This is a genomic window from Sphingomonas faeni (assembly GCF_024273235.1).
GTDB lineage: Bacteria > Pseudomonadota > Alphaproteobacteria > Sphingomonadales > Sphingomonadaceae > Sphingomonas > Sphingomonas faeni_A.
This window is the reverse complement of sequence record NZ_JANBVH010000006.1, coordinates 65,586-86,123: the sequence shown is the minus strand read 5'-3', so window position 1 is coordinate 86,123 and position 20,538 is coordinate 65,586. Positions and strand designations below refer to the sequence as shown.

Here is a 20,538-nt window from a genome sequence, read left to right as displayed (position 1 = left end):
TCTTTTATATCGGTAGCCGGCCCCTCCACGAGACGCTAAAGGCAGCGTTCTCGCAAAGGATGATATGAAATGACCGAGAAGAGTGGAGCCGATATCCTGATCGAGGCGCTGTGCGATCTCGGCGTGGAGGTCGTCTTCGGCTATCCGGGCGGTGCCGTGCTGCCGATCTACGACGCGTTGTTCCGCAGCGGCCGGATCAAGCACATCCTCGTGCGCCACGAACAGGCCGCGACGCATGCGGCCGAGGGTTACGCCCGCTCGACCGGCAAGCCCGGCGTGGTGCTGGTCACCTCGGGCCCGGGCGCGACCAACGCGGTCACCGGGATCACCGACGCGCTGATGGATTCGATCCCGATGGTCGTGATCACCGGCCAGGTGCCGACCGCGCTGATCGGCACCGACGCGTTCCAGGAGGCCGATACCGTCGGCATCACGCGCCATTGCTCGAAGCATAATTACCTCGTGAAGGATCCCGCCAAGCTTGGCGACGTGATCCACGAGGCGTTCCACATCGCCACCTCGGGACGTCCCGGCCCGGTGGTCGTCGACATTCCCAAGGACGTGCAGGTCGCCACCGCGCGCTACAAGAAGCCCGGCCCGATCCAGCACAAGACCTATCGCCCGCAGGTGAAGGCCGACCAGGCGCAGATCGAGCAGCTCGTCGACATGCTCGCCGCGGCCGAGCGTCCGATCCTGTATACCGGCGGCGGCATCATCAATTCGGGCCCGGCCGCGAGCCAGCTGCTGTGCGAACTCGTCCGCATCACCGGCGCGCCGGTGACGTCGACGCTGATGGGCCTCGGCGCGTACCCTGCGAGCGGCGAGCAGTGGCTCGGCATGCTCGGGATGCATGGCACGTACGAAGCCAATATGGCGATGAACCAGGCCGACCTCGTCGTCGCGCTCGGCTCGCGTTTCGACGATCGCGTGACGGGGCGCCTCGACGCGTTCAGCCCGAACTCGCGGAAAGTGCATATCGATATCGATCGCTCGTCGGTGAACAAGACCGTGCGCGTCGATCTCGGGATCATCGCGGATGTCGGTCATGCGCTCGAGGACATGGTCCGGATCTGGAAGAGCCGCCAGCATCCCAAGCCCGACACCACCGACTGGCAGCGTCGGATCGCCGGCTGGCGCGCGGTGAAGTGCCTCGATTTCCCCGAGAACGATCCGAACGAGATCATGCCGCAGCGCGCGATCCGGGCGTTGTTCGAGGCGACGCAGGCCCAGTCGCCGATCATCACGACCGAGGTCGGCCAGCACCAGATGTGGGCCGCGCAGCATTTCGGGTTCGAAAAGCCGAACAAGTGGCTGACCAGCGGTGGTCTCGGCACGATGGGCTATGGCCTGCCCGCGGCGATCGGCGCGCAGCTCGGCAACCCGAACGCGCTGGTGATCGACATTGCCGGCGAAGCGTCGATCCAGATGAACATCCAGGAGCTGGCGACCGCGTCGCAATACCGGTTGCCGGTAAAGATCTTCATCCTCAACAACCAGTATATGGGCATGGTCCGCCAGTGGCAGGAGCTCACCTATGAGAGCCGCTATGCCGAGAGCTATTCGGATTCGCTGCCCGATTTCGTCAAGCTCGGCGAGGCGTATGGCTGGAAGGGTATCCTGATCGAGACGCGCGACCAGCTCGATGGCGGGATCGCCGAGATGCTGGCGCATGACGGCCCGGTGATCGTCGATTGCCGCGTGTCGCAGCTGACCAACTGCTTCCCGATGATCCCGTCGGGTGCTGCGCATACCGACATGATCCTGCAGGCGAACGAAGTGTCAGGTACGATGGACGACGAAGCGAAGGCACTGGTGTGATGGTGCTGTCGTTTCTTCCCCCCTCCCGTAAACGGGAGGGGCCGGGGGTGGGCTCGCGCTCAATCCCGGCCGGCATCGCCTGCGGTCATCCGCGCGCCCACCCCCTACCCCCTCCCGCAAGCGGTAGGGGGGGAGACTGAACCATGCACATTTCCCAGGAAAAGGCCGAGCGGCATACGCTCGCCGTCATCGTCGACAACGAACCGGGCATCCTCGCCCGGATCGCCGGCCTGTTCACCGCACGCGGCTATAATATCGAGAGCCTGACGGTGAGCGAGATCACCGCCGACAAGTCGGTCAGCCGGATCACCATCGTCACCTCGGCAAGCGCGGCGACGATGGAGCAGATCATCGCCCAGCTCGACCGGCTGGTACCGGTGCACAAGGTCACCGACCTCACCGCGATGGGCGCACACGTCGAACGCGAACTTGCGCTGGTGAAGGTGCGCGGTACGGGCGATCACCGGATCGAGGCGCTGCGCCTCGCCGACGTCTACCGCGCGCGCGTGGTCGATGCGACGACGTCGAGCTTCGTGTTCGAGGTCACCGGCGGCATCGACAAGATCGACAAGTTCGTCGAACTCATGGGCGAAGTCGGCCTGATCGAAGTCGCCCGAACCGGCATCGTCGCGATCGCCCGCGGCAAAGAGCCGGCCTGAGTTTCACTACCCGACTTCATCAACACCTAGTTCGATCACCCGCCCCCCATCCGTCACCCCAGCGAAAGCTGGGGTCTCCCCCGGCTCCTGTCCCGCAAGAGCCGCATGAGATACCAGCTTTCGCTGGCATGACGGGATTTGCCGCTGGCGTGGCGAATATACGGGCTTCGACGCTTCAAGTTTTAACGCTTCCAGAAAGGACCTTTCCAATGCGTGTCTATTACGATCGCGACGCCGACCTGAACCTCATCACCGACAAGAAGATCGCGATCGTCGGTTACGGCTCGCAGGGCCATGCCCACGCGCAGAACCTCCGTGATTCGGGCGTCAAGGACGTCGCGATTGCCCTGCGCGAAGGCTCCGCCACCGCCAAGAAGGCGATCGAGGCCGGCTTCGCGGTCAAGTCGAACAAGGAAGCCGCCGCCTGGGCCGACATCGTCATGATCCTCGCCCCCGACGAGCATCAGGCCGCGATCTACGCGAGCGACCTGCACGACAACCTCAAGCAGGGCGCGACCATTGCGTTCGCGCACGGCCTCAACGTGCATTTCGGCCTGATCGAGCCGCGCGCCGATCTCGACGTCATCATGATCGCACCCAAGGGCCCCGGCCACACCGTGCGCAGCGAATATGTCCGCGGCGGCGGCGTCCCCTGCCTGATCGCGATCGACCAGGACAAGTCCGGCAACGCGCATGACATCGCGCTCGCTTATGCGTCGGGCGTCGGCGGCGGTCGCTCGGGGATCATCGAGACCAACTTCCGCGAGGAATGCGAGACCGATCTGTTCGGCGAGCAGGCCGTGCTGTGCGGCGGCATCACCCACCTGATCCAGGCCGGGTTCGAGACGCTGGTCGAGGCCGGCTATGCGCCCGAAATGGCGTATTTCGAGTGCCTCCACGAGACCAAGCTGATCGTCGACCTGCTGTACGAGGGCGGCATCGCCAACATGCGCTACTCGATCTCGAACACGGCCGAATATGGCGACATCACCACGGGTCCGCGGATCATCACGGCGGAGACCAAGGCCGAGATGAAGCGCGTGCTGGCCGACATCCAGTCGGGCCGGTTCGTGAAGAACTTCATCCTCGATAATCGTGCGGGGCAGCCTGAGCTGAAGGCGGCAAGGAAGCAGGCGCTGGCGCATCCGATCGAGAAGATCGGATCGGAACTGCGCGGGATGATGCCTTGGATCGGGAAGAATGCGCTGGTTGATCGCGAGCGCAACTGAGCGAAGCGAATGCGCGCGAGCGCGGCCGGCACGACGGAGCCTGCCCATAGGGCACGGCTTCGCCGGGTCCGACGGGTTGGCGTACGGAAAGTGACTAGCTCGAAGTCACGCCCAACCCATACCCACCCCGGCGAAGGCCGGGGCCCAGTTGGGGGACGTTGCTAACGGACGACGACGCTCCGTTACCTCGACCTTTCCAACTGGGCCCCGGCCTTCGCCGGGGTGGCGGCGTTTTGGGGGAAGAGTCATTCGCAGCCTATTCTGTTCCCTCGCGAACGCGGGGGTCCAGGGTCTCGGGCGGTGATCGTGGTTTAGCTGGGCCCCCGCGTCCGCGGGGGAACTAGTGCAGCCGCTGTCCTTACCCCGCGCGCCCACCTCACAGACCCAATACCGAAACACACCGTTGGCATAACGTCATTTGACGCGCCCCCTCACCTCGGCCAGCATCGCGCGATCAACAGGAGACCCCGCATGCGCCTAGTCCTAGCCACCATCCTCGCCCTCACCGCCGCCCCCGTTCTCGCCCAGAACGCCGCAATCCCCGGCGCCCCCGTCAAGGCACGCGTCGCTGCCGGCACCTACGCCGTCGATCCCAACCACACGCAGGTGACGTGGCAGGTCAACCACATGGGCTTCTCGATGCTCGAAGGGCAGCTCGGCGCATCGGGGGGCAGCATCACGATCGATCCGGCCAAGCCGAACGCGACCAAGGTCGAAGTCTCCTTCGCGATCGACCAGCTTTCGGTCACCTCGGCACCGTTCGCGGGCCATCTCAAGTCGAAGGATTTCTTCGACGCCGCGACCTACCCCACCGCCAAGTTCGTCTCGACCAAGGTCGTCGCGACCGGCGACAAGGCGACGATCACCGGCGATCTCACGCTCAAGGGCGTCACCAAGCCCGTCGTGCTCCAGGCGACCTTCATCGGCGCGGGCGCGAACCCGATGAACAAGAAGCTGAACTTCGGCTTCCGCGCGACGACCTCGATCAAGCGCAGCGACTTCAATATCGGCGCCTACGCCCCGGTCGTATCGGACAAGGTCGACCTGACGATCAACGCCGCCTTCTCCGCGCAATAATATACCAAAATGCCTATCGCGCTGGACACGGCACGTGTCGGCGCGATAGGACGCCATCAATGACGCACGGCCGCCTCCTGCTGCTTCGACTTACGCGCCCTTAGGCGCGCCGATCGTTTGCGCGGTGGCCATGCCCCGCGCCTCGCGCCTAAGGGCTGACCCGAACGCTCCCGACGACACGAGAGACTGGCCATGCTGCGCGACCCATCGACCAAATACCGACCCTTCCCGCAAATCGACCTGCCCGACCGCCAATGGCCGTCGAAGACCATCGTCAAGCCGCCCCGCTGGCTCTCGACGGATCTGCGCGACGGCAACCAGGCGCTGATCGACCCGATGGACGCGGAGAAGAAGACGCGCTTCTTCGACCTGCTCTGCAAGGTCGGGCTGAAGGAGATCGAGGTCGGTTTCCCGAGCGCGGGCGCGACCGAGTTCGACTTCATCTCAGGCCTCGTGAAGACCGGCCGCATCCCCGACGACGTGTCGATCCAGGTGCTGACCCAGTCGCGCCGCGACCTGATCGAGACGAGCTTCGCCAGCTTGGTCGGAGCGAAGACTGCGATCGTGCATCTGTATAACGCGGTCAGCCCCGCGTGGCGGAAAATCGTGTTCGGGATGGACCGCGCGCAGGTGAAGCAGATCGCGATCGACGGCGCCAAGGTGCTGCGCGACGAGGCCGCCAAGCAGCCGAACGTCCGCTGGCAGTTCGAATACAGCCCCGAGACCTTCTCGACCGCCGAACTCGATTTCAGCCTCGAGGTCTGCGAGGCGGTGATGGACGTCCTGATGCCGACGCCCGAAAACCCGATCATCTTCAACCTGCCCGCCACCGTCGAGTGCGCGACGCCGAACATCTATGCCGACCAGATCGAATGGTTCGGCCGCCACATCCGCAACCGGGACTCGGTCGCGATCTCGCTGCACACGCATAACGATCGCGGCACCGGCGTCGCGGCGGCGGAACTCGGCATGATGGCGGGCGCCGACCGGGTCGAGGGCTGCCTGCTCGGCAATGGCGAGCGCACCGGGAATTGCGATCTCGTGACCGTCGCGCTCAACATGTACACGCAAGGCGTCGACCCGAAGCTCGACCTGTCGGACATCGACGGCGTCGTGAACACGGTCAATTACTGCACCAACATCCCGGTGCACCCGCGCACGCCCTATGCCGGCGATCTGGTCTTCACCGCGTTCTCGGGGTCGCATCAGGACGCGATCAAGAAGGGGTTCGCGGCGCATGAGGCGAAGAACGATACGTTGTGGGAGGTCCCCTATCTCCCCATCGATCCCGCCGATCTCGGCCGCAGCTACGAGGCGGTGATCCGCGTCAATTCGCAGTCGGGCAAGGGCGGCGTCGCCTGGGTGATCGAGCAGGACAAGGGGCTGAAACTCCCCAAGCGCTTGCAGGCGGACTTCAGCCGCCACGTCCAGGCCTATGCCGACGAGACCAGCCGCGAGCTGAACGCGGCGGATATCTGGGGCCTGTTCGAGCGCACGTACATGCCGCAGCCAGCCGATCGGGTGGAGTTGCGCGACTATGAGGAAAGCGGTGCCTCGGGGCAGCGCGTCTTCATCGGTCGCGTCGCGATCGACGGCGAGGAGCGGTCGATCTCGGGGCGTGGCAACGGCCTGATCTCGGGCGTGATCGCGGCGATCGCGGAGTCGACCGGGCCGACGCTCGACGTGGTCGATTACAACGAGCATGCGATCGGCCACGGTGCGGACGCACAGGCCGCCGCCTATGTCGAATGCCGCACCGCCGAGGGAAAGACGGTGTTCGGCGTCGGCATGGACACCGACATCGCCACCGCCTCGGTCCGTGCGGTCCTCAGCGCCGCCAACCGCGCCTGACCTCGCCAAGGACGGCCACCGGCTGAACCGGTGGCCGCTTCCTCTTACGCCAACTTCGCCAGCAATGCCTGCGCCGCCTTCTCCGACGACGCAGGGTTCTGCCCGGTGATCAGCAGGCCGTCCTCGACGACATGCACGCCCCAGTCGGCGGTCTTCGAATAGTTGCCACCCTGCTGCCCGAGCATGTCCTCGACGAGGAAAGGGACGATATCGCTGAGCCCGACCGCTGCCTCCTCGCTATTGGTGAAGCCGGTGACCGTCTTGCCCTTGACGAGCGACGTGCCATCGGCCGCCTTCACGTCGCGCAGCACGCCGGGTGCGTGGCAGACCAGCGCGACGGGCTTGCCCGCGCCGATGGCGTCCTCGATCAGCGCGATGGAGGCCGGATCGTTGGCGAGATCCCAGAGCGGTCCGTGCCCGCCCGGATAGAACACCGCGTCATAATCGGCGATCCGCATCTCGGCGAGCTTGCGCGTATCAGCGAGTGCGGCGGTGGCCTCCGCATCGGCCTCGAACCTCCGGGTCGCGTCGGTCTGCGCGTCGGGCTTGGCGCTGCTCGGATCGAGCGGTGGCTGGCCACCCGCTGGCGACGCGAGCGTGATATCCGCGCCGGCGTCCTTGAACACGTAATAGGGTGCGGCGAGTTCCTCGAGCCAGAAGCCCGTCTTGCGGCCGGTATCGCCGAGATCGGCATGCGAGGTGAGGACGACGAGAATGTTCAATTTCGGTCTCCGGATCGGGGATTACGGGGAGAGAACGAACCGGCTCCAGGATCGGATCGACATTCAGCATTTTAAAGGAGAGGTCGCCAAAAATTGCCTGTCATCCCGGACTGGTGAAATATCCGGCCGACACGTGAAGAGCACGTGAAGAGCGTCATCCCCGCGGAGGCGGGGACCCAGATGCTCAAACGGTCGCGATCAAGTCGCGAGGTTTGCCAGTATGGGTTCCCGCCTGCGCGGGAATGACGGTTGAGTATGACCCCCGCTAGATCCCTCGCTCCCGCACGATCCGGCAACCGATCGCAGCGTCCGGGTAGACGTCGGTTTTCATCGTCTCGATCTCGACCCGCCTCACCCGTTCGTCACCCAGGCACAACGCCGCGATCCCCTCGCACAGCGTCTCCTGCAACTTGAACGGGCGTTCCGCCACCATCGCCAGGATCCCCGCGCGGACGAAATCATAATCGAGCACTTCCTCGATCGCATCCTCGCCGAGCGGCGCCGGATACACCACCCTCATCTCGACCGAAACGACCACGCGCTGCGGCGCCACCTCGTGCGGATGGATGCCGAGCCGCATCATGACCTCGAGCCCGTCGAGGATCGTCGTGAATTCAGCCATGTCGCGCCCCATGATCCCGATCGAACATCACGTCGCCGTCGCGGCGCAAAAACCGCTGCCCGCAATCGACGAATATATTCTGCCCCGTCACGCTCTTTGCGGTCAGCAGCCACGCCACCGCATCGGCCACTGCCTCTGCGCCGACCGGTCGCCGCAACAGATTTTCGCTCGCCACCGCCGCGAACTCCGCGTCGGTCTGGTCGCCGCTCGGCAGCGTCAGCCCCGGCGAGACCGCGTTGACCGCAATGCGCGGGCCCAGCGCCTGCGCCAGCATCGTCGTCGCACCCTCCAGCGCAATCTTCCCGCAGCTGTACGAGAAGAAATCGGGGTTGAGGTTCGCGACCTTCTGGTCGAGCACATTCACCACCGCGCCGTCCGCCACGTCGTCCTGCGCCGCCAGCGCCGAGGCGAGCAACACCGGCGCACCGCAATTGATCGCGCCAAGGTCGGCGAACAGCATCGGATCGACGCTGGGCGGCCGATCAAATTCGAACCGTGAGGCGCAGTTGACCAGTCCGTCTATCGACCCGCCGATCGCAGTCCGCGCCGCCGCGAACAGGTCGCCGATCGCGCCGAGGTCACTCAGGTCGCCCGCCACCGCCGCGGCACGACCGCCCTCGCCGATGATTTCCGCCACCAGCGCCTCGGCCTCGTCCCGCGAATGCCCCTGGTGCACGACCACCGCATGACCATCCGCCACCAGCCGCTGCACGATCGCCGCGCCCAGCCGCTTCGCCCCGCTCGTGACCAGCACGGTCCGCATCAGGCGCGCTGTCCCATCAACGCCAGCACTTCCTTGCGGCTGCGTTCGTCGTCGCGGAACACGCCCATCATCCGGCTCGTCACCATCGTAACCCCCGGCGTCCGGACGCCGCGCGCGGTCATGCACGCATGGCTCGCCTCGATCACCACCGCGACGCCCTGCGGCTTCAGGTTGTCCCAGATGCAGTCCGCCACTTCCGCGGTCAGCCGCTCCTGCACCTGCAACCGCCGCGCGAACCCGTGGAGCACGCGCGCGAGCTTCGAGATGCCGACGACATGGTTGCGCGGCAGGTAAGCGATGTGCGCCTTGCCGATGATCGGCGCCATGTGATGCTCGCAATGCGACTGGAACGGGATGTCCTTCAACAGCACGATCTCGTCATAGCCGCCGACTTCCTCGAACACGCGGTCGAGATGTTTCGCGGGATCGTCGCCATAGCCCGCGCAATATTCCTTCCACGCACGTGCAACACGCCGCGGCGTATCGAGCAGCCCCTCTCGCGTCGGATCGTCGCCCGCCCAACGGATCAGCGTACGGATCGCCGACGCTACGTCTTCGGGCACAATCAGCTTGCCGTCGGGGCCCACCACATCGTCAGCACCCGCCTGCCCTGCGGACCCGCCCAGTTCATCCCGCATCGCAACACCCTTTATCAGCATACCCAAACATCAGAACATGGGTCCTCTTTTGCAACTGTTTCATTTCGGCCACTTGCCGTAAATCCCCGTTTTCCGGGCACGAAAAAGCGTTGACGATTGATTTTTTTAATCGTTACTTCGCCATACCTGAAAAACTAAATCGTGAATCGGCAAAGACCGGCACGATCGGGGAGAGGACTGCCATGGCTAAGTTCGAATTGCTCGCCGCTTCGGCGATGATACTCCTGTCGATTGCGCCGGCAATGGCGCAGACGGCCACCACGACAACGGCTGAAAACACCGCACCCACCAATGGGCCCGGTCAGGAGGCCCCCTCTACGCAGACGACCCAAGACGTCTCCACCGCGCCGCCGACCGATCCCTATGGTGCGCAGGATATCGTGATTACCGCCCAACGCCAATCGCAGCGTTTGCAGGTTGTTCCGATTGCTGTGAGCGCTTTTACCGCTGACAACATCGCCAAGCAGCAGATCGTCAACCCGAGCGCGCTCCAGCAGACGCTGCCCAACATCACTTTCACCAAGACCAACTTCACCACGTCGAGCTTCACGATCCGCGGGATCGGCGATCTGTGCACCGGCGCGACCTGCGACACCGCGACCGGTATCCACGTCAACGACATGCCGCTTGTGACGACCCGCCTGTTCGAGAGCGAGTTCTTCGATCTGGAGCGGATCGAGGTTCTCCGCGGTCCGCAGGGCACGCTGTTCGGCCGCAACGCGACCTCGGGCGTGGTCAACTTCATCTCCGCCAAGCCCGACCTCACCGGCGTGCATTCCGCCGCCGAGTTCGAATATGGCAATTACGATTCGAAGCGCGTGCGGGCGATGATCAACCTGCCCTTCACCGACACGCTCGGCATCCGCGTCGCCGGCACCTATCTCAACCGCGACGGCTATACCAAGAACCTGTACGACGGTCGCGACATCGACGGACGGGATCTGTATTCGGTGCGCGGCACGCTGTCGTGGGAGCCGAGCAGCAGCACCCGGATCGACCTGATAGGATCGTATTTCCGCGAGAAGGACGATCGCTCGCGCTTGCAGAAGCAGCTCTGCCACCGCGATCCGACCGGCATCCTCGGCTGCCTTCCCGACCGCCTCGCCAACGAGACCGCGAACGGCAATTCGACGCTGGCGGCGGTGCTCAGTTCGAGCGAGTTCTTCGCGGTCAACAACCCCGCGCTGGGACGCTTCGGGCTGCAGAGCCTTTACGGCCAGGATACCTATGCCGGCGTGGTCAACCCATCGGACGTGCGGACCGTATCGCTCGACTACAGCCCGACCTATTTCGCCGAGGAGGAGCAATATACCGCGAAGATCTTCCACGATTTCGGCCCGGTCAGCCTGAACTTCACCGGTGGCTACACGCGCAACGTCGTCGACAGCACCGCCGACTACAACCTCGCGGTCGAGAACCCGCTGACGAACAATGTCGGGCTCGCCACGCTCAATGCACTCGCGCGCACCGGATCGCCGTTCGCGTTCCTCAACGGCGTGCGGCAGGCGCTGATCCCCAACGGCCCCGCCGGCGGCGTGTGCCAGTCCGCCGCCGATCCGAACAATGTCGGCATTTATGGCGGCAACTCGATCGGGTGCTATGCGCAGAGCCTCGACTTCGATCGCTCGCGCCAGAAGAGCCGCCAGTTTTCCGCCGAAGCGCATCTCGACAGCAATTTCGACGGGATGTTCAACTTCCTGCTCGGCGGCATCTATGTCGACAGCAAATCGACCAACACCGACTATTTCGTCAACGCGTTCGGGCTGGATTATGCCTCGGGCATCCTCGGCTCGGCGAGAGCGTCTGCAGACCCGAGAATACCGGCTGGCAACGGCTATTTCCTGTCGACGCCGTTCTATCGCAACAGCGACGTAGAGTTCCGCCTGAAATCCTACGGCATCTTCGGCGAGACCTATTTCAAGTTCACCGACAAGCTGAAGCTGACGGTCGGCCTGCGCTACAACCATGACGAGAAGACCGACCAGGCGCGCAACCTCGCGCTCAACGTGCTGACGCCGATCGGCGCGACCGGGATCGAGCAGGGGCTGGATTACGGCACGGTCGATTTCGACCCGAACCTGCCGGGGCGCCAGGAGTTCGCCAATGCACAGGTCAGCTTCTCGCGACTGACCGGACGGGCGGTGATCGATTACCGGATCACCGAGAACAACCTGCTCTACGCGTCCTACTCGCGCGGGTATAAGTCGGGCGGGATCAACCCGCCGCTGTTGCCGATGTTCAACGTCAGCAGCACGTTCCTGCCCGAACAGGTCAACGCGTACGAGATCGGCTCGAAGAACACCTTTGGCGGCGGCCAGTTCAGGCTGAACCTCACCGGCTTCTATTATCAGTACAAGAATTTGCAGCTGAGCCGGATCGTCGCGCGGACCTCGGTCAACGACAATGTCGACGCCGATATCTACGGCGTCGAGGCGGAGGCGATCATGAGCCCTGTGCCGGCGTTCGTGGTCAACATGAACGCCAGCTACCTCCATTCGAAGGTCTCGAGCGACAAGTTCCTGGTGAACCCGCGCGACGTATCGGGCGGTCGTGCGGACGCGGTGATCATCAAGGACATCACCAATGCGTCGAACTGCGTCGTCGTGCCGAACGTCGCGGGCAATGCGGCACTGGCGAACGGCTATGTCGCGCTGGTCAATCGCGCGATCGGCCTGCGCGCACCGACCGCGATCCCGACGATCTCGGCGACCGGCGCGTTCGGGATATGCTCCGCGCTGGGGGCCAACGCCGCGGCGAGCGGCGTGTCGGTGCTCGACGGCGTGACCACCAACATCCGCGGCAACCGCCTGCCCCAGGCGCCGACCTACAAATGGTCGGTCGGCGCGCAATACACGATCGACTTCGCCAACGGCATGAGCCTCGTGCCGCGTGCCGACCTCAACTATACCGGCGGTCTCTCGGGCAGCATCTTCAACACCCAGATCGACCGGATCCCGGGGTATGAAGTCGTCAACATGCAGGTCCAGCTCAACGCCCGCGAAGACCGCTTCTACGTCCGCGCCTATGTGCAGAATCTGACCAACAACGATGCGACGACCGGACAATATGTGACCGACCAGTCCGCCGGGCTGTTCACGAACATCTTCACGATCGAACCACGCCGGTATGGCGTCGCGGCCGGGTTCAAGTTCTGAAGGCGCGCGGGGCAAGTCCACAGGACAGGACGGCTAACTGATCCTCCCCCGCCAGGGGGAGGTGTCGCGAAGCGACGGAGGGGGAGGACACGGAACAGAGGTTACACCTTACCTCCCCCTCCGTCTGGCAAGAGCCAGCCACCTCCCCCTGGCGGGGGAGGATTGGTCAATCGGACATCGATACGACCGTCCTACGCATCACCGTCATCCTGACGAAAGTCAGGACCCAGAGCCAACCAGCGCAACGCTCGTCACCCCGGGCCCTAACTTTCCTCAGGACGACGTGGGGATGCAGCGACGGTCTGGTTCACGCATAATTCGGACTACGTTGGTCCTCGCCCTCGCCCTTCCCAGGGAGAAGACGCCGCGGGCCCCTTCCCTCTCCCATCGGGAGAGGGAGAGACGCCGAAGGCGGCGAGGGTGAGGGCACGGCCTGCACACCGACAGCCTCGAACCATCGAAACCGCGGTCAGCGCCCCAACCGCTCCGCATGCCACGCCACATGGTCCGCCATGAACGTCGAGATGAAGTTATAGCTGTGATCATACCCCGGCTGCATCCGCAACGTCAGGTCTATCTCAGCCGCCTCGCACGCCGCCGCCAGCAACTCCGGCTTCAACTGCTCGACCAGAAAACCATCCGCATCCCCCTGATCGACCAGGATTTCGGCCAGCCGCGCGCCATCCTCGATCAGCGCACACGCGTCATACGCGCGCCACGCCGTCCGGTCCGCGCCGAGATAGCCGCCAAGCGCCTTCTCGCCCCAGGGACACTGCAGCGGCGCGACGATCGGCGCGAACGCCGACACGCTCCTGAACCGATCCGGGTTGCGCAACGCGATCGTCAGCGCCCCATGGCCCCCCATCGAGTGGCCAAAGATCCCCTGCCGCGCCAAGTCCGCCACCGGAAACTCCGCCGCGATCAGCGCCGGCAGCTCGTCCTCCACATAGGACCGCATCCGGAAGTTCGCCGCCCAGGGCTCCTCGGTCGCGTCCACATAAAAGCCCGCGCCCTTCCCGAAGTCGTAAGCGTCGTCATCCGGCACGTCGTCCCCGCGCGGCGACGTATCCGGCGCAACCAGGATCACGCCCAGTTCGGCACACGCCCGCCGATACTCGCCCTTGTCCATCACGTTCGCATGCGTGCACGTCAGCCCCGACAGGAACCACAACACCGGCAACCGCGCCCCCTCGTCATGCGGCGGCACATACACGGCAAAGGTCATGTCGGTGCCGGTCGCGGTCGAGGCGTGGCGGTACACGCCCTGAATGCCGCCATACGCCTTGCTGGTAGAGACGGTTTCCATCACGCGACCCGGTGCAGCGCGCAGATCTTGTTCCCCGACGGATCGCGCAGATATGCGAGGTACAGCTTCCGCCCGCCGGTCGCTTCCCGCACGCCCGGCGGATCCTCGCAAGCCGTCCCGCCATTCGCGAGGCCCGCAGCGTGCCAGGCATCGGCCGCCACCGTCGAGGCGGCCGCAAACCCCATCGTGCTGCCGTTGCCGTGGCTCGCCGGCTGACCGTCGATCGGCTTGGTCAGCAGGAAGCGCCCGCCGTCATGCGCGTAAACCACCCGCCCCCAGTCATCGACGACGCCCTCGGGAACGCCGAGCGCACCCAGGGCTGCATCGTAGAACGCTTTAGACGCCGCGATATCGTCGGCGCCGAGCATGATGTGCGTGAACATGGGCGCGCGCCTCAATAGATCACGACGGAGCGGATGCTCTCGCCGGCGTGCATCAGGTCGAAGCCCTTGTTGATCTCGTCGAGCGTCAGCCGGTGCGTGATCATCGGATCGATCTCGATCTTGCCGTTCATGTACCAGTCGACGATCTTCGGCGTATCGGTCCGCCCGCGCGCGCCGCCGAACGCCGTCCCGCGCCAGTTGCGCCCGGTGACCAACTGGAATGGCCGCGTCGAGATCTCCTTCCCCGCCTCGGCCACGCCGATCACGATCGAGGTGCCCCAGCCGCGGTGGCACGCCTCCAGCGCCTGCCGCATCACCGTCGTGTTGCCGGTCGCGTCGAACGTATAGTCCGCACCGCCGTCGGTCAGCGCGACGATGTGCTGGACGATATCGCCCCCAATGATGGAGGGGTCCTTGGGGTTGGCGAAGTGCGTCATGCCGAAGCGACGCCCCCATTCCTCGCGGTCGGGATTGATGTCGACGCCGACGATCATGCCCGCGCCGGCGAGCCGCGCGCCCTGGATCACGTTCAGCCCGATCCCGCCGAGCCCGAACACCACGACCGTATCGCCCGGCTGGACCTTCGCCGTGTGCACCACCGCGCCGACCCCCGTCGTCACCCCGCAGCCGACATAGCACGACGTGTCGAACGGCGCGTCCTCGCGGATCTTCGCGACCGCGATCTCGGGCAACACCGTAAAGTTCGAGAAGGTCGAGCAGCCCATGTAATGGAAGATCGGCTGGCCCTTGTAGCTGAACCGCGTCGTCCCGTCGGGCATCAGCCCTTTCCCCTGTGTCGCGCGGATCGCGGTGCACAGGTTGGTCTTCTGGCTGAGGCACGACTTACACTGGCGGCATTCGGGGGTGTAGAGCGGAATCACATGATCGCCGACCGCGACGCTGGTGACGCCCGCACCGATTTCCCGGACGATGCCGGCACCCTCATGGCCCAGCACGCTCGGAAACAACCCTTCCGAATCAAGCCCGTCGAGCGTGTACGCGTCGGTATGACAGATGCCCGTCGCCATGATTTCGACGAGCACTTCGCCGAATTTCGGCCCTTCGAGGTCGAGTTCGACGATCTCGAGCGGTTTTTTTGCCTCGAATGCGACAGCGGCGCGGGTCTTCATCGATCGGTCTCCTTGATTGCCGCCCTGATGCCTTCGCGGCTTCGCCTCCGCAAGGCGCAGCCGATGCAACCAAAGTGCCGCTCGGTCGCTTGATCCTTGAATTTCAAGGAGATGGCGCGATGAAAGATCCGAAGAAGGGCGACGAGGTCACCTGGAAATCGCACGGCGGCGAGGCGCACGGCACGGTCGAGAAGAAGCAGACGACCGACACGAAGATCAAGGGCCACACCGTAAAGGCCTCCAAGGAGGAGCCGCAGTTCATCGTAAGGAGTGACAAGGGCGGCAAGGCAGCGCACAAGGCGGACGCGCTCACCAAGGCGTGACCACGCGCGCAGTGCCTAACGCACGCGCGCAACAGGAAGGAATGCTTATGGCTACAGCTCCCAAGACCGGCGGCATCCACGCCCCCGTCCAGCCCTCTCCCGAGCTCGGCGAGATCGTCGGCAACGACAAGCTGCCGCGCAGCGAAGTGATCAGCAAGGTGTGGGTCTACATCAAGGCTCACAACCTGCAGAATCCCGAGAACAAGCGCGAGATTCTGGCTGACGAGAAGCTGAAGAAGGTCTTCGGGCGTGACAAGTGCACGATGTTCGAGATGAACAAGTACATCTCGCAGCACGTCAAGGCCTAACCGCCCGCACTGCACGGCAAGCGGCGACGGGGCATCGACAGCGATACCCGTCGCCCTTGATCGCTCCCCGACCGCGATCTTGATCGCAACCCGACCGCGATCTTAATCGCAACCCGACCGCGATTTTCATCGCACCTCGATCGTGATCGGCCCTTCGACGGTAGGAAGTCTCCGCTAAGGGTCCGGCACCATGCCGACCGACCGGACGCAAGCCCCGAGCTTTCCACGCTCACCCGAGCTTGATCGTCCCCCCCGACCGGCGTAATGCGCCGACGATGCCCCCGTAGCTCAGCCGGATAGAGCGACGGTTTCCTAAACCGTAGGCCGCGTGTTCAAATCTCGCCGGGGGCACCAGCTTTTCGTTGCGGTCAAAGGTGTTTATCCGTCCGGCACATGCGTGCATGGAGGCAGGATGCTCTCGACCGCGATGCGCTCCGACCCCGCCGACACCCTGCCCCCCGATTTCGTGGTGATCGACGTCGAGACCGCGTGTTCGCGGGTCAGCAGCATCTGCCAGATCGGCATTGTCGGCTTTCGCGACGGGCGCGAGATCTTCGACTACGAGACGCTGGTCGACCCGCGCGACGAATTCCACCTGTTCAACACGCGGATCCACGGGATCGCCGAGCATCACGTCGTCGGCCAGCCGACATTCGCCGACGTCCACGACATCGTCCACGGCCATCTGTCGGGAAGGACGACGGTCGCGCATTCCTATTTCGACAAGGGCGCGCTCGCAGCAGCCTGCCGCGTGCATGACCGCCCGGCCATCGAGACTCGGTGGCTCGACAGCGTCCGGGTCGCGCAGCGCGCCTGGCCCGACCTGCCGAGCCACCGCCTCGGCGGCCTCGCGCAATATCTGGGGATCCCGCACAAGCATCACGACGCGCTCAGCGATGCACGCGCGGCCGGCTGGGTGATCGTCAAGGCGATCGACCATACCGGCATCGCGCTTGACGAATGGCTCGCCCCGCCGCGCAAGCCCGGTCCCGCCCCGCGGCCCGCACCCTCTGGACCGCTCAGCGGCGAACGGATCGCAATCCTGGGCGAGCCGCGCGATGGTGCGCTGGCCTGCCGGATCGCCGCGCTGGGAGGCCGGATCGTGTCGGCGGTCGGCAACACCACGACCGCGCTGGTGATCGCCGGGCGCGCGCCGTTCGCCTATTCGATCCGCAACAGCGGCGCGTATCGCCGGGCCGAGCAATATCGCCGCCTCGGAGGCAAAATCCGGATCGTCTCGGAACAGGATCTCGCGTTGCCCGAGGTGGCACCGACGGCTGCCGAATAGCATCGGCACACTTAGGGACGATCGACATTCAGTTTGGTGGTAGCGCGGCAGTGGCCAAGTTGCTTCGTCACGCCGGACTGGTTCGGTAGTTGTCCCCATCCGACATGTAACCATCGTCATCCCCGCGGAGGCCCCATGTGCTCATGCGTCGGCGATATTGCCGCAAGGCTTGCCATTATGGGTTCCCGCCTGCGCGGGAATGACGGCGACATACGCGAAAGGTATAGTCACCGACTGGTTCCGGGGTCCACCGTTCCGCAAGCCGAATTCTATCGATTTTGCGGAACCGTGGATGCCGGAAAACAAAGCAGATTTGTCGCGCTGAACGGAATGTCGATCGGCCCCAGGTCCTTCCAGGCTACGCTACCGACCGGAGCGACGATGTCGGCGTCGATCGGCAAATCGTCTCTACGCGCCTGGCGGATAGCCCGGACCTTGGCACGAACGCCGCAAGCTGCGACGCTGTAGGGCAATCGGACATGGAGGTTGGCATGCGGCGGATATCGACGGCTTTAACGCTCGGACTAATCGCGATACCGGCGATCGCGGTCGCGCAGCGGGCGCAGGTCGATACCGGTACGATCGCAGGCACGCGCATCGCTGCCCCGACCGGCGTCGATGCGTATCTCGGCATTCCCTATGCCGCGCCGCCGATCGGCGCGCTCAGGTGGCAACCACCGAAGCCTGCCGCTCGGTGGAGCGGCGTGCGAAAGGCGGACGCATTCGGTGCACGCTGCATGCAACAACCCTTGTTCGCCGACATGAAGTTTCGCTCGCCCGGCATCGCCGAGGACTGCCTGACGCTGAACGTGTGGGCGCCGGCCGGTACGAAACCCGGCGCGAAGCTTCCCGTGCTGTTCTACATCCACGGCGGCGGCGCGATCGCGGGCGATGGGTCAGAACGCCGCTATGACGGCGCAGCACTGGCGCGGCAGGGCATCGTCGTCGTGACGATCAACTACCGGCTGGGCGCATTCGGCTTCCTCGCGACCAGCGACCTCGTCGCGGAATCGCCGACGCACACCGCGGGCAATTACGGCCTGCTCGATCAGGCCGCTGCGCTAGCCTGGGTCCGTCGCAACGCCGCCGCATTCGGAGGCGACCCGGCCCGTATCACGATCGGCGGGGAAAGCGCCGGATCGATGTCGGTCAGCGTGCTGATGACCTCGCCGCTGACCCGCACGCAGTTCGCCGGCGCGATCGGCGAGAGCGGCGGGGTGATGCCGCCGAGCTTCCGCCCCAAGTCGCTGGCGCAGGCGACCGCGAATGGTGACGCATTCGTGCGCGCGGCGGGTGCGAATTCGATCGCAGACCTCCGCGCGATGCCGGCCGACGCATTGCTCGCCGCGCAGGGGACCCAGCGCCTCCGCGCGGACTTCATCGTCGACGGCCAGTTCCTCACCGAGGCGCCGATCGACACCTATGCAGCAGGACGAGCGGCGAGCGTACCGTTGCTGGTGGGGTCGAATTCGCAGGAGGGCAGTTGGACCGGCGTCCTGAATGGCCAGCCGCCGACGGTCGCAAATTACCGCGCCGGTATCGCCCGGCTCTACACCGATGCCGATGCCCTGTTCGCGCTGTACCCGGCGCGGACCGATGCGGAGGTGCCGGCCGCTGCGACGAAGCTGGCGAGCGACACGTTCCTCGGCGCATCGACCTGGAAGTGGTTCGACCTGCATCGCCGGACCCGGCAGCCGACCTATTATTACCATTTCTCGCATCCCAGGCCCGCGGCGCTGCCACCGCTGACCAACCCCGAGGTTCCGCCGATGGGCGCGGTGCACAGTGCCGAGATCGAATATGCGCTCGGCAATCTCGATACGAACCCGGCCTATGCGTGGACCGCGAACGATCGGCGCATATCCGCGGTTTTCCAGGGCTATTTCGCGGCGTTCATCAAGACCGGCAACCCGAACGTGACCGGCCTGCCGACCTGGCCCGTCGCATCGCCCGGCAATGGCGCGATCATGCGGCAGACCGTCGATGTGCAGACGCGCGCGGAGCCGTTTACCGATCAGGCGCGCTACGAGGCCGCGGTTCCCCTGCTCGAGAACCGCCGGCCCTGACCGCGCAAGCTGGCGTCGCGCGGTGCGTCAGACCTGGTCGAGAAACACCACGCCGGGCACCGCCAGCGTCTGCCTGGTGGCGGTCAGCCGGCCGTCGCTCTCGACCTTGAAGATCGCGACCGTGCCGGAGCGCTCGTTGGCGACCACCAGCCGCCGCTGCGCATCGAGCAGCAGGAACGCGCGGGGCCAGTTGCCACCGCTCGCGATGTGCTGGAGCGGGCTTGGCACGCCCGCGGAATCGAGCGCGAACACCGCGAGGCTGTCATGCCCACGGTTCGAGACGTAGATCCGCCGTCCGGCGCGGTCGATCGCAATATGCGCGGCCTGCGACGCGCCGCGATGCCCGGCCGGCAGCGTGGAGACGCTGTGCCGCGTGACGAACCGCCCGTCCGCGCCTGCGTCGAGCATGATCAGCGTGTTCGACATCTCGCAGACGACATAGGCGATCGGGCGCGTCGGGTGGCGCACGAGATGCCGCGGCCCGGCGCCTGCCGGCGCGCGCCATGCAACCACCGGCTCCACGAGTGTCCGCGCGCGCGGATCGAAGCGATAGGCGAAGATCGCGTCCGCGCCGAGATCGACCGAATGCAGCCAGCGCCGATCCGGGCTGAACCCGACCCAGTGCGCGTGCGGTCCGTCCTGCCGATCATGGTTCGGGCCGCTGCCGGTATGGCGGAACAGCGTCGGCTGACCGGGCACGCCGGTCCGTCGGTCGAGCTGGCAGAAGGAGACGCTGCCGCTCGAATAGTTGGCGATCGCAAGGCACGCGCTGGTCCGGTCGATCGCGACATAGCAAGGATCGGCGCCAGCGGTCGGCACGATGCCGCGCCGTGTCCAGCCCGGCGCGTAGGCCGCAATCTCGCCGGCCGCATTTTCGCGAACGAGGTAATAGGCACCGCCCGGGCCACCACCGGCGCCGAACGAGGCGTCCGCGATCCCGGCGACTGGTGCTCCGACCTGCCATTGGTCTCGGCGCGGATCATACTCGACCGGGTACAAGCCCTTGCCGCCCTCGCGCGCGTACGTCCCGGCGATCAGCGTGACTGCACCCGATGCGGACCGCCTGGCGACCGCCGGGAAGGCGATCGTCGCCGCCATTCCGGCGAGGGCGGACCGTCGTGTCGTCGTCCAGTCGATCATCGTCGGTCCTCGGCTAGCAGCGGCATCGATGGCGGTTCA

18 protein-coding genes and 1 tRNA gene are annotated in these 20,538 nt (G+C 65.3%); 11 read left to right on the top strand and 8 right to left on the bottom strand.

The window, feature by feature from the left end:
• Positions 1 to 69: 69 nt before the first annotated feature.
• From NLI89_RS04710 to leuA, 5 genes are all read left to right on the top strand, one after another.
• Positions 70 to 1,818, top strand: a complete 1,749-nt coding sequence (locus NLI89_RS04710; RefSeq protein WP_254685965.1) for an acetolactate synthase 3 large subunit — start codon at positions 70 to 72, stop codon at positions 1,816 to 1,818.
• A 143-nt stretch (positions 1,819 to 1,961) separates the two neighbouring features.
• Positions 1,962 to 2,477 carry an acetolactate synthase small subunit gene (ilvN, locus tag NLI89_RS04705; RefSeq protein WP_254685964.1) on the top strand — a complete coding sequence of 172 codons (516 nt, stop codon included), beginning with the start codon at positions 1,962 to 1,964 and terminating at the stop codon, positions 2,475 to 2,477.
• Between the two features lie 209 nt (positions 2,478 to 2,686).
• On the top strand, positions 2,687 to 3,706 hold the full coding sequence (gene ilvC / locus NLI89_RS04700) for a ketol-acid reductoisomerase (RefSeq protein ID WP_254685963.1): 1,020 nt from the start codon (positions 2,687 to 2,689) through the stop codon (positions 3,704 to 3,706).
• A 471-nt stretch (positions 3,707 to 4,177) separates the two neighbouring features.
• The gene (locus tag NLI89_RS04695; RefSeq protein WP_254685962.1) at positions 4,178 to 4,783 is read left to right on the top strand and encodes a YceI family protein; all 606 of its coding nucleotides are present in this window, start codon (positions 4,178 to 4,180) and stop codon (positions 4,781 to 4,783) included.
• Between the two features lie 192 nt (positions 4,784 to 4,975).
• Positions 4,976 to 6,634 (top strand): 2-isopropylmalate synthase, encoded by a 1,659-nt coding sequence (gene leuA / locus NLI89_RS04690; protein WP_254685961.1) that lies wholly within the window; start codon positions 4,976 to 4,978, stop codon positions 6,632 to 6,634.
• Between the two features lie 44 nt (positions 6,635 to 6,678).
• Here the strand turns inward: leuA and NLI89_RS04685 are convergent, their stop codons facing one another.
• The 4 genes from NLI89_RS04685 to folE form a co-directional block, all read right to left on the bottom strand.
• The gene (locus tag NLI89_RS04685; protein ID WP_254685960.1) at positions 6,679 to 7,356 is read right to left on the bottom strand and encodes a type 1 glutamine amidotransferase domain-containing protein; all 678 of its coding nucleotides are present in this window, start codon (positions 7,354 to 7,356) and stop codon (positions 6,679 to 6,681) included.
• A gap of 265 nt (positions 7,357 to 7,621) precedes the next feature.
• Positions 7,622 to 7,978 (bottom strand): dihydroneopterin aldolase, encoded by a 357-nt coding sequence (locus NLI89_RS04680; RefSeq protein ID WP_254685959.1) that lies wholly within the window; start codon positions 7,976 to 7,978, stop codon positions 7,622 to 7,624.
• Positions 7,971 to 8,741 carry an SDR family oxidoreductase gene (locus NLI89_RS04675; protein ID WP_254685958.1) on the bottom strand — a complete coding sequence of 257 codons (771 nt, stop codon included), beginning with the start codon at positions 8,739 to 8,741 and terminating at the stop codon, positions 7,971 to 7,973. Before NLI89_RS04675 ends, NLI89_RS04680 begins: the two co-directional genes overlap by 8 nt.
• Positions 8,741 to 9,379, bottom strand: a complete 639-nt coding sequence (gene folE, locus NLI89_RS04670; RefSeq protein WP_254685957.1) for a GTP cyclohydrolase I FolE — start codon at positions 9,377 to 9,379, stop codon at positions 8,741 to 8,743. Before folE ends, NLI89_RS04675 begins: the two co-directional genes overlap by 1 nt.
• Before the next feature lie 203 nt (positions 9,380 to 9,582).
• Here folE and NLI89_RS04665 point away from each other — a divergent pair, with 203 nt between their 5' ends.
• Positions 9,583 to 12,555: a TonB-dependent receptor gene (locus NLI89_RS04665; RefSeq protein WP_254685956.1), complete on the top strand. Its 2,973-nt coding sequence runs from the start codon at positions 9,583 to 9,585 to the stop codon at positions 12,553 to 12,555.
• Positions 12,556 to 13,024: 469 nt separating this feature from the next.
• Here NLI89_RS04665 and fghA read toward each other — a convergent pair whose 3' ends face one another.
• The 3 genes from fghA to NLI89_RS04650 are packed head-to-tail and all read right to left on the bottom strand — an operon-like array spanning position 13,025 to position 15,374.
• On the bottom strand, positions 13,025 to 13,861 hold the full coding sequence (gene fghA / locus NLI89_RS04660; RefSeq protein ID WP_254685955.1) for an S-formylglutathione hydrolase: 837 nt from the start codon (positions 13,859 to 13,861) through the stop codon (positions 13,025 to 13,027).
• On the bottom strand, positions 13,861 to 14,244 hold the full coding sequence (locus NLI89_RS04655) for a VOC family protein (RefSeq protein WP_254685954.1): 384 nt from the start codon (positions 14,242 to 14,244) through the stop codon (positions 13,861 to 13,863). The genes fghA and NLI89_RS04655 overlap by 1 nt, the downstream gene beginning before the upstream one ends.
• An 11-nt stretch (positions 14,245 to 14,255) precedes the next feature.
• Positions 14,256 to 15,374: an S-(hydroxymethyl)glutathione dehydrogenase/class III alcohol dehydrogenase gene (locus NLI89_RS04650; RefSeq protein WP_254685953.1), complete on the bottom strand. Its 1,119-nt coding sequence runs from the start codon at positions 15,372 to 15,374 to the stop codon at positions 14,256 to 14,258.
• A gap of 119 nt (positions 15,375 to 15,493) precedes the next feature.
• Here NLI89_RS04650 and NLI89_RS04645 point away from each other — a divergent pair, with 119 nt between their 5' ends.
• From NLI89_RS04645 to NLI89_RS04625, 5 genes are all read left to right on the top strand, one after another.
• Positions 15,494 to 15,697 (top strand): DUF2945 domain-containing protein, encoded by a 204-nt coding sequence (locus NLI89_RS04645; protein WP_056482645.1) that lies wholly within the window; start codon positions 15,494 to 15,496, stop codon positions 15,695 to 15,697.
• A 47-nt stretch (positions 15,698 to 15,744) separates the two neighbouring features.
• On the top strand, positions 15,745 to 16,005 hold the full coding sequence (locus NLI89_RS04640) for an SWIB/MDM2 domain-containing protein (protein WP_031394799.1): 261 nt from the start codon (positions 15,745 to 15,747) through the stop codon (positions 16,003 to 16,005).
• A gap of 277 nt (positions 16,006 to 16,282) precedes the next feature.
• A tRNA-Arg gene (locus tag NLI89_RS04635) sits at positions 16,283 to 16,359 on the top strand.
• Between the two features lie 58 nt (positions 16,360 to 16,417).
• Positions 16,418 to 17,293 (top strand): exonuclease domain-containing protein, encoded by an 876-nt coding sequence (locus NLI89_RS04630; protein WP_254685952.1) that lies wholly within the window; start codon positions 16,418 to 16,420, stop codon positions 17,291 to 17,293.
• Between the two features lie 491 nt (positions 17,294 to 17,784).
• On the top strand, positions 17,785 to 19,359 hold the full coding sequence (locus tag NLI89_RS04625; RefSeq protein WP_254685951.1) for a carboxylesterase/lipase family protein: 1,575 nt from the start codon (positions 17,785 to 17,787) through the stop codon (positions 19,357 to 19,359).
• Between the two features lie 27 nt (positions 19,360 to 19,386).
• Here NLI89_RS04625 and NLI89_RS04620 read toward each other — a convergent pair whose 3' ends face one another.
• Positions 19,387 to 20,499 (bottom strand): lactonase family protein, encoded by a 1,113-nt coding sequence (locus tag NLI89_RS04620; RefSeq protein ID WP_254685950.1) that lies wholly within the window; start codon positions 20,497 to 20,499, stop codon positions 19,387 to 19,389.
• Between the last annotated feature and the right edge of the window lie 39 nt (positions 20,500 to 20,538).

What these genes read in the sequence shown, in the direction of transcription:
- NLI89_RS04695 (WP_254685962.1), top strand. Translation starts at nt 4,178, where the DNA reads ATGCGCCTAGTCCTAGCCACCATCCTCGCCCTCACCGCCGCCCCCGTT.
- NLI89_RS04650 (WP_254685953.1), bottom strand. Translation starts at nt 15,374, where the DNA reads ATGAAGACCCGCGCCGCTGTCGCATTCGAGGCAAAAAAACCGCTCGAG.
- NLI89_RS04675 (WP_254685958.1), bottom strand. Translation starts at nt 8,741, where the DNA reads ATGCGGACCGTGCTGGTCACGAGCGGGGCGAAGCGGCTGGGCGCGGCG.
- ilvC (WP_254685963.1), top strand. Translation starts at nt 2,687, where the DNA reads ATGCGTGTCTATTACGATCGCGACGCCGACCTGAACCTCATCACCGAC.
- NLI89_RS04640 (WP_031394799.1), top strand. Translation starts at nt 15,745, where the DNA reads ATGGCTACAGCTCCCAAGACCGGCGGCATCCACGCCCCCGTCCAGCCC.
- NLI89_RS04665 (WP_254685956.1), top strand. Translation starts at nt 9,583, where the DNA reads ATGGCTAAGTTCGAATTGCTCGCCGCTTCGGCGATGATACTCCTGTCG.
- NLI89_RS04630 (WP_254685952.1), top strand. Translation starts at nt 16,418, where the DNA reads ATGCTCTCGACCGCGATGCGCTCCGACCCCGCCGACACCCTGCCCCCC.
- leuA (WP_254685961.1), top strand. Translation starts at nt 4,976, where the DNA reads ATGCTGCGCGACCCATCGACCAAATACCGACCCTTCCCGCAAATCGAC.
- NLI89_RS04680 (WP_254685959.1), bottom strand. Translation starts at nt 7,978, where the DNA reads ATGGCTGAATTCACGACGATCCTCGACGGGCTCGAGGTCATGATGCGG.
- NLI89_RS04655 (WP_254685954.1), bottom strand. Translation starts at nt 14,244, where the DNA reads ATGTTCACGCACATCATGCTCGGCGCCGACGATATCGCGGCGTCTAAA.
- NLI89_RS04645 (WP_056482645.1), top strand. Translation starts at nt 15,494, where the DNA reads ATGAAAGATCCGAAGAAGGGCGACGAGGTCACCTGGAAATCGCACGGC.
- fghA (WP_254685955.1), bottom strand. Translation starts at nt 13,861, where the DNA reads ATGGAAACCGTCTCTACCAGCAAGGCGTATGGCGGCATTCAGGGCGTG.
- NLI89_RS04625 (WP_254685951.1), top strand. Translation starts at nt 17,785, where the DNA reads ATGCGGCGGATATCGACGGCTTTAACGCTCGGACTAATCGCGATACCG.
- NLI89_RS04620 (WP_254685950.1), bottom strand. Translation starts at nt 20,499, where the DNA reads ATGATCGACTGGACGACGACACGACGGTCCGCCCTCGCCGGAATGGCG.
- ilvN (WP_254685964.1), top strand. Translation starts at nt 1,962, where the DNA reads ATGCACATTTCCCAGGAAAAGGCCGAGCGGCATACGCTCGCCGTCATC.
- NLI89_RS04710 (WP_254685965.1), top strand. Translation starts at nt 70, where the DNA reads ATGACCGAGAAGAGTGGAGCCGATATCCTGATCGAGGCGCTGTGCGAT.
- folE (WP_254685957.1), bottom strand. Translation starts at nt 9,379, where the DNA reads ATGCGGGATGAACTGGGCGGGTCCGCAGGGCAGGCGGGTGCTGACGAT.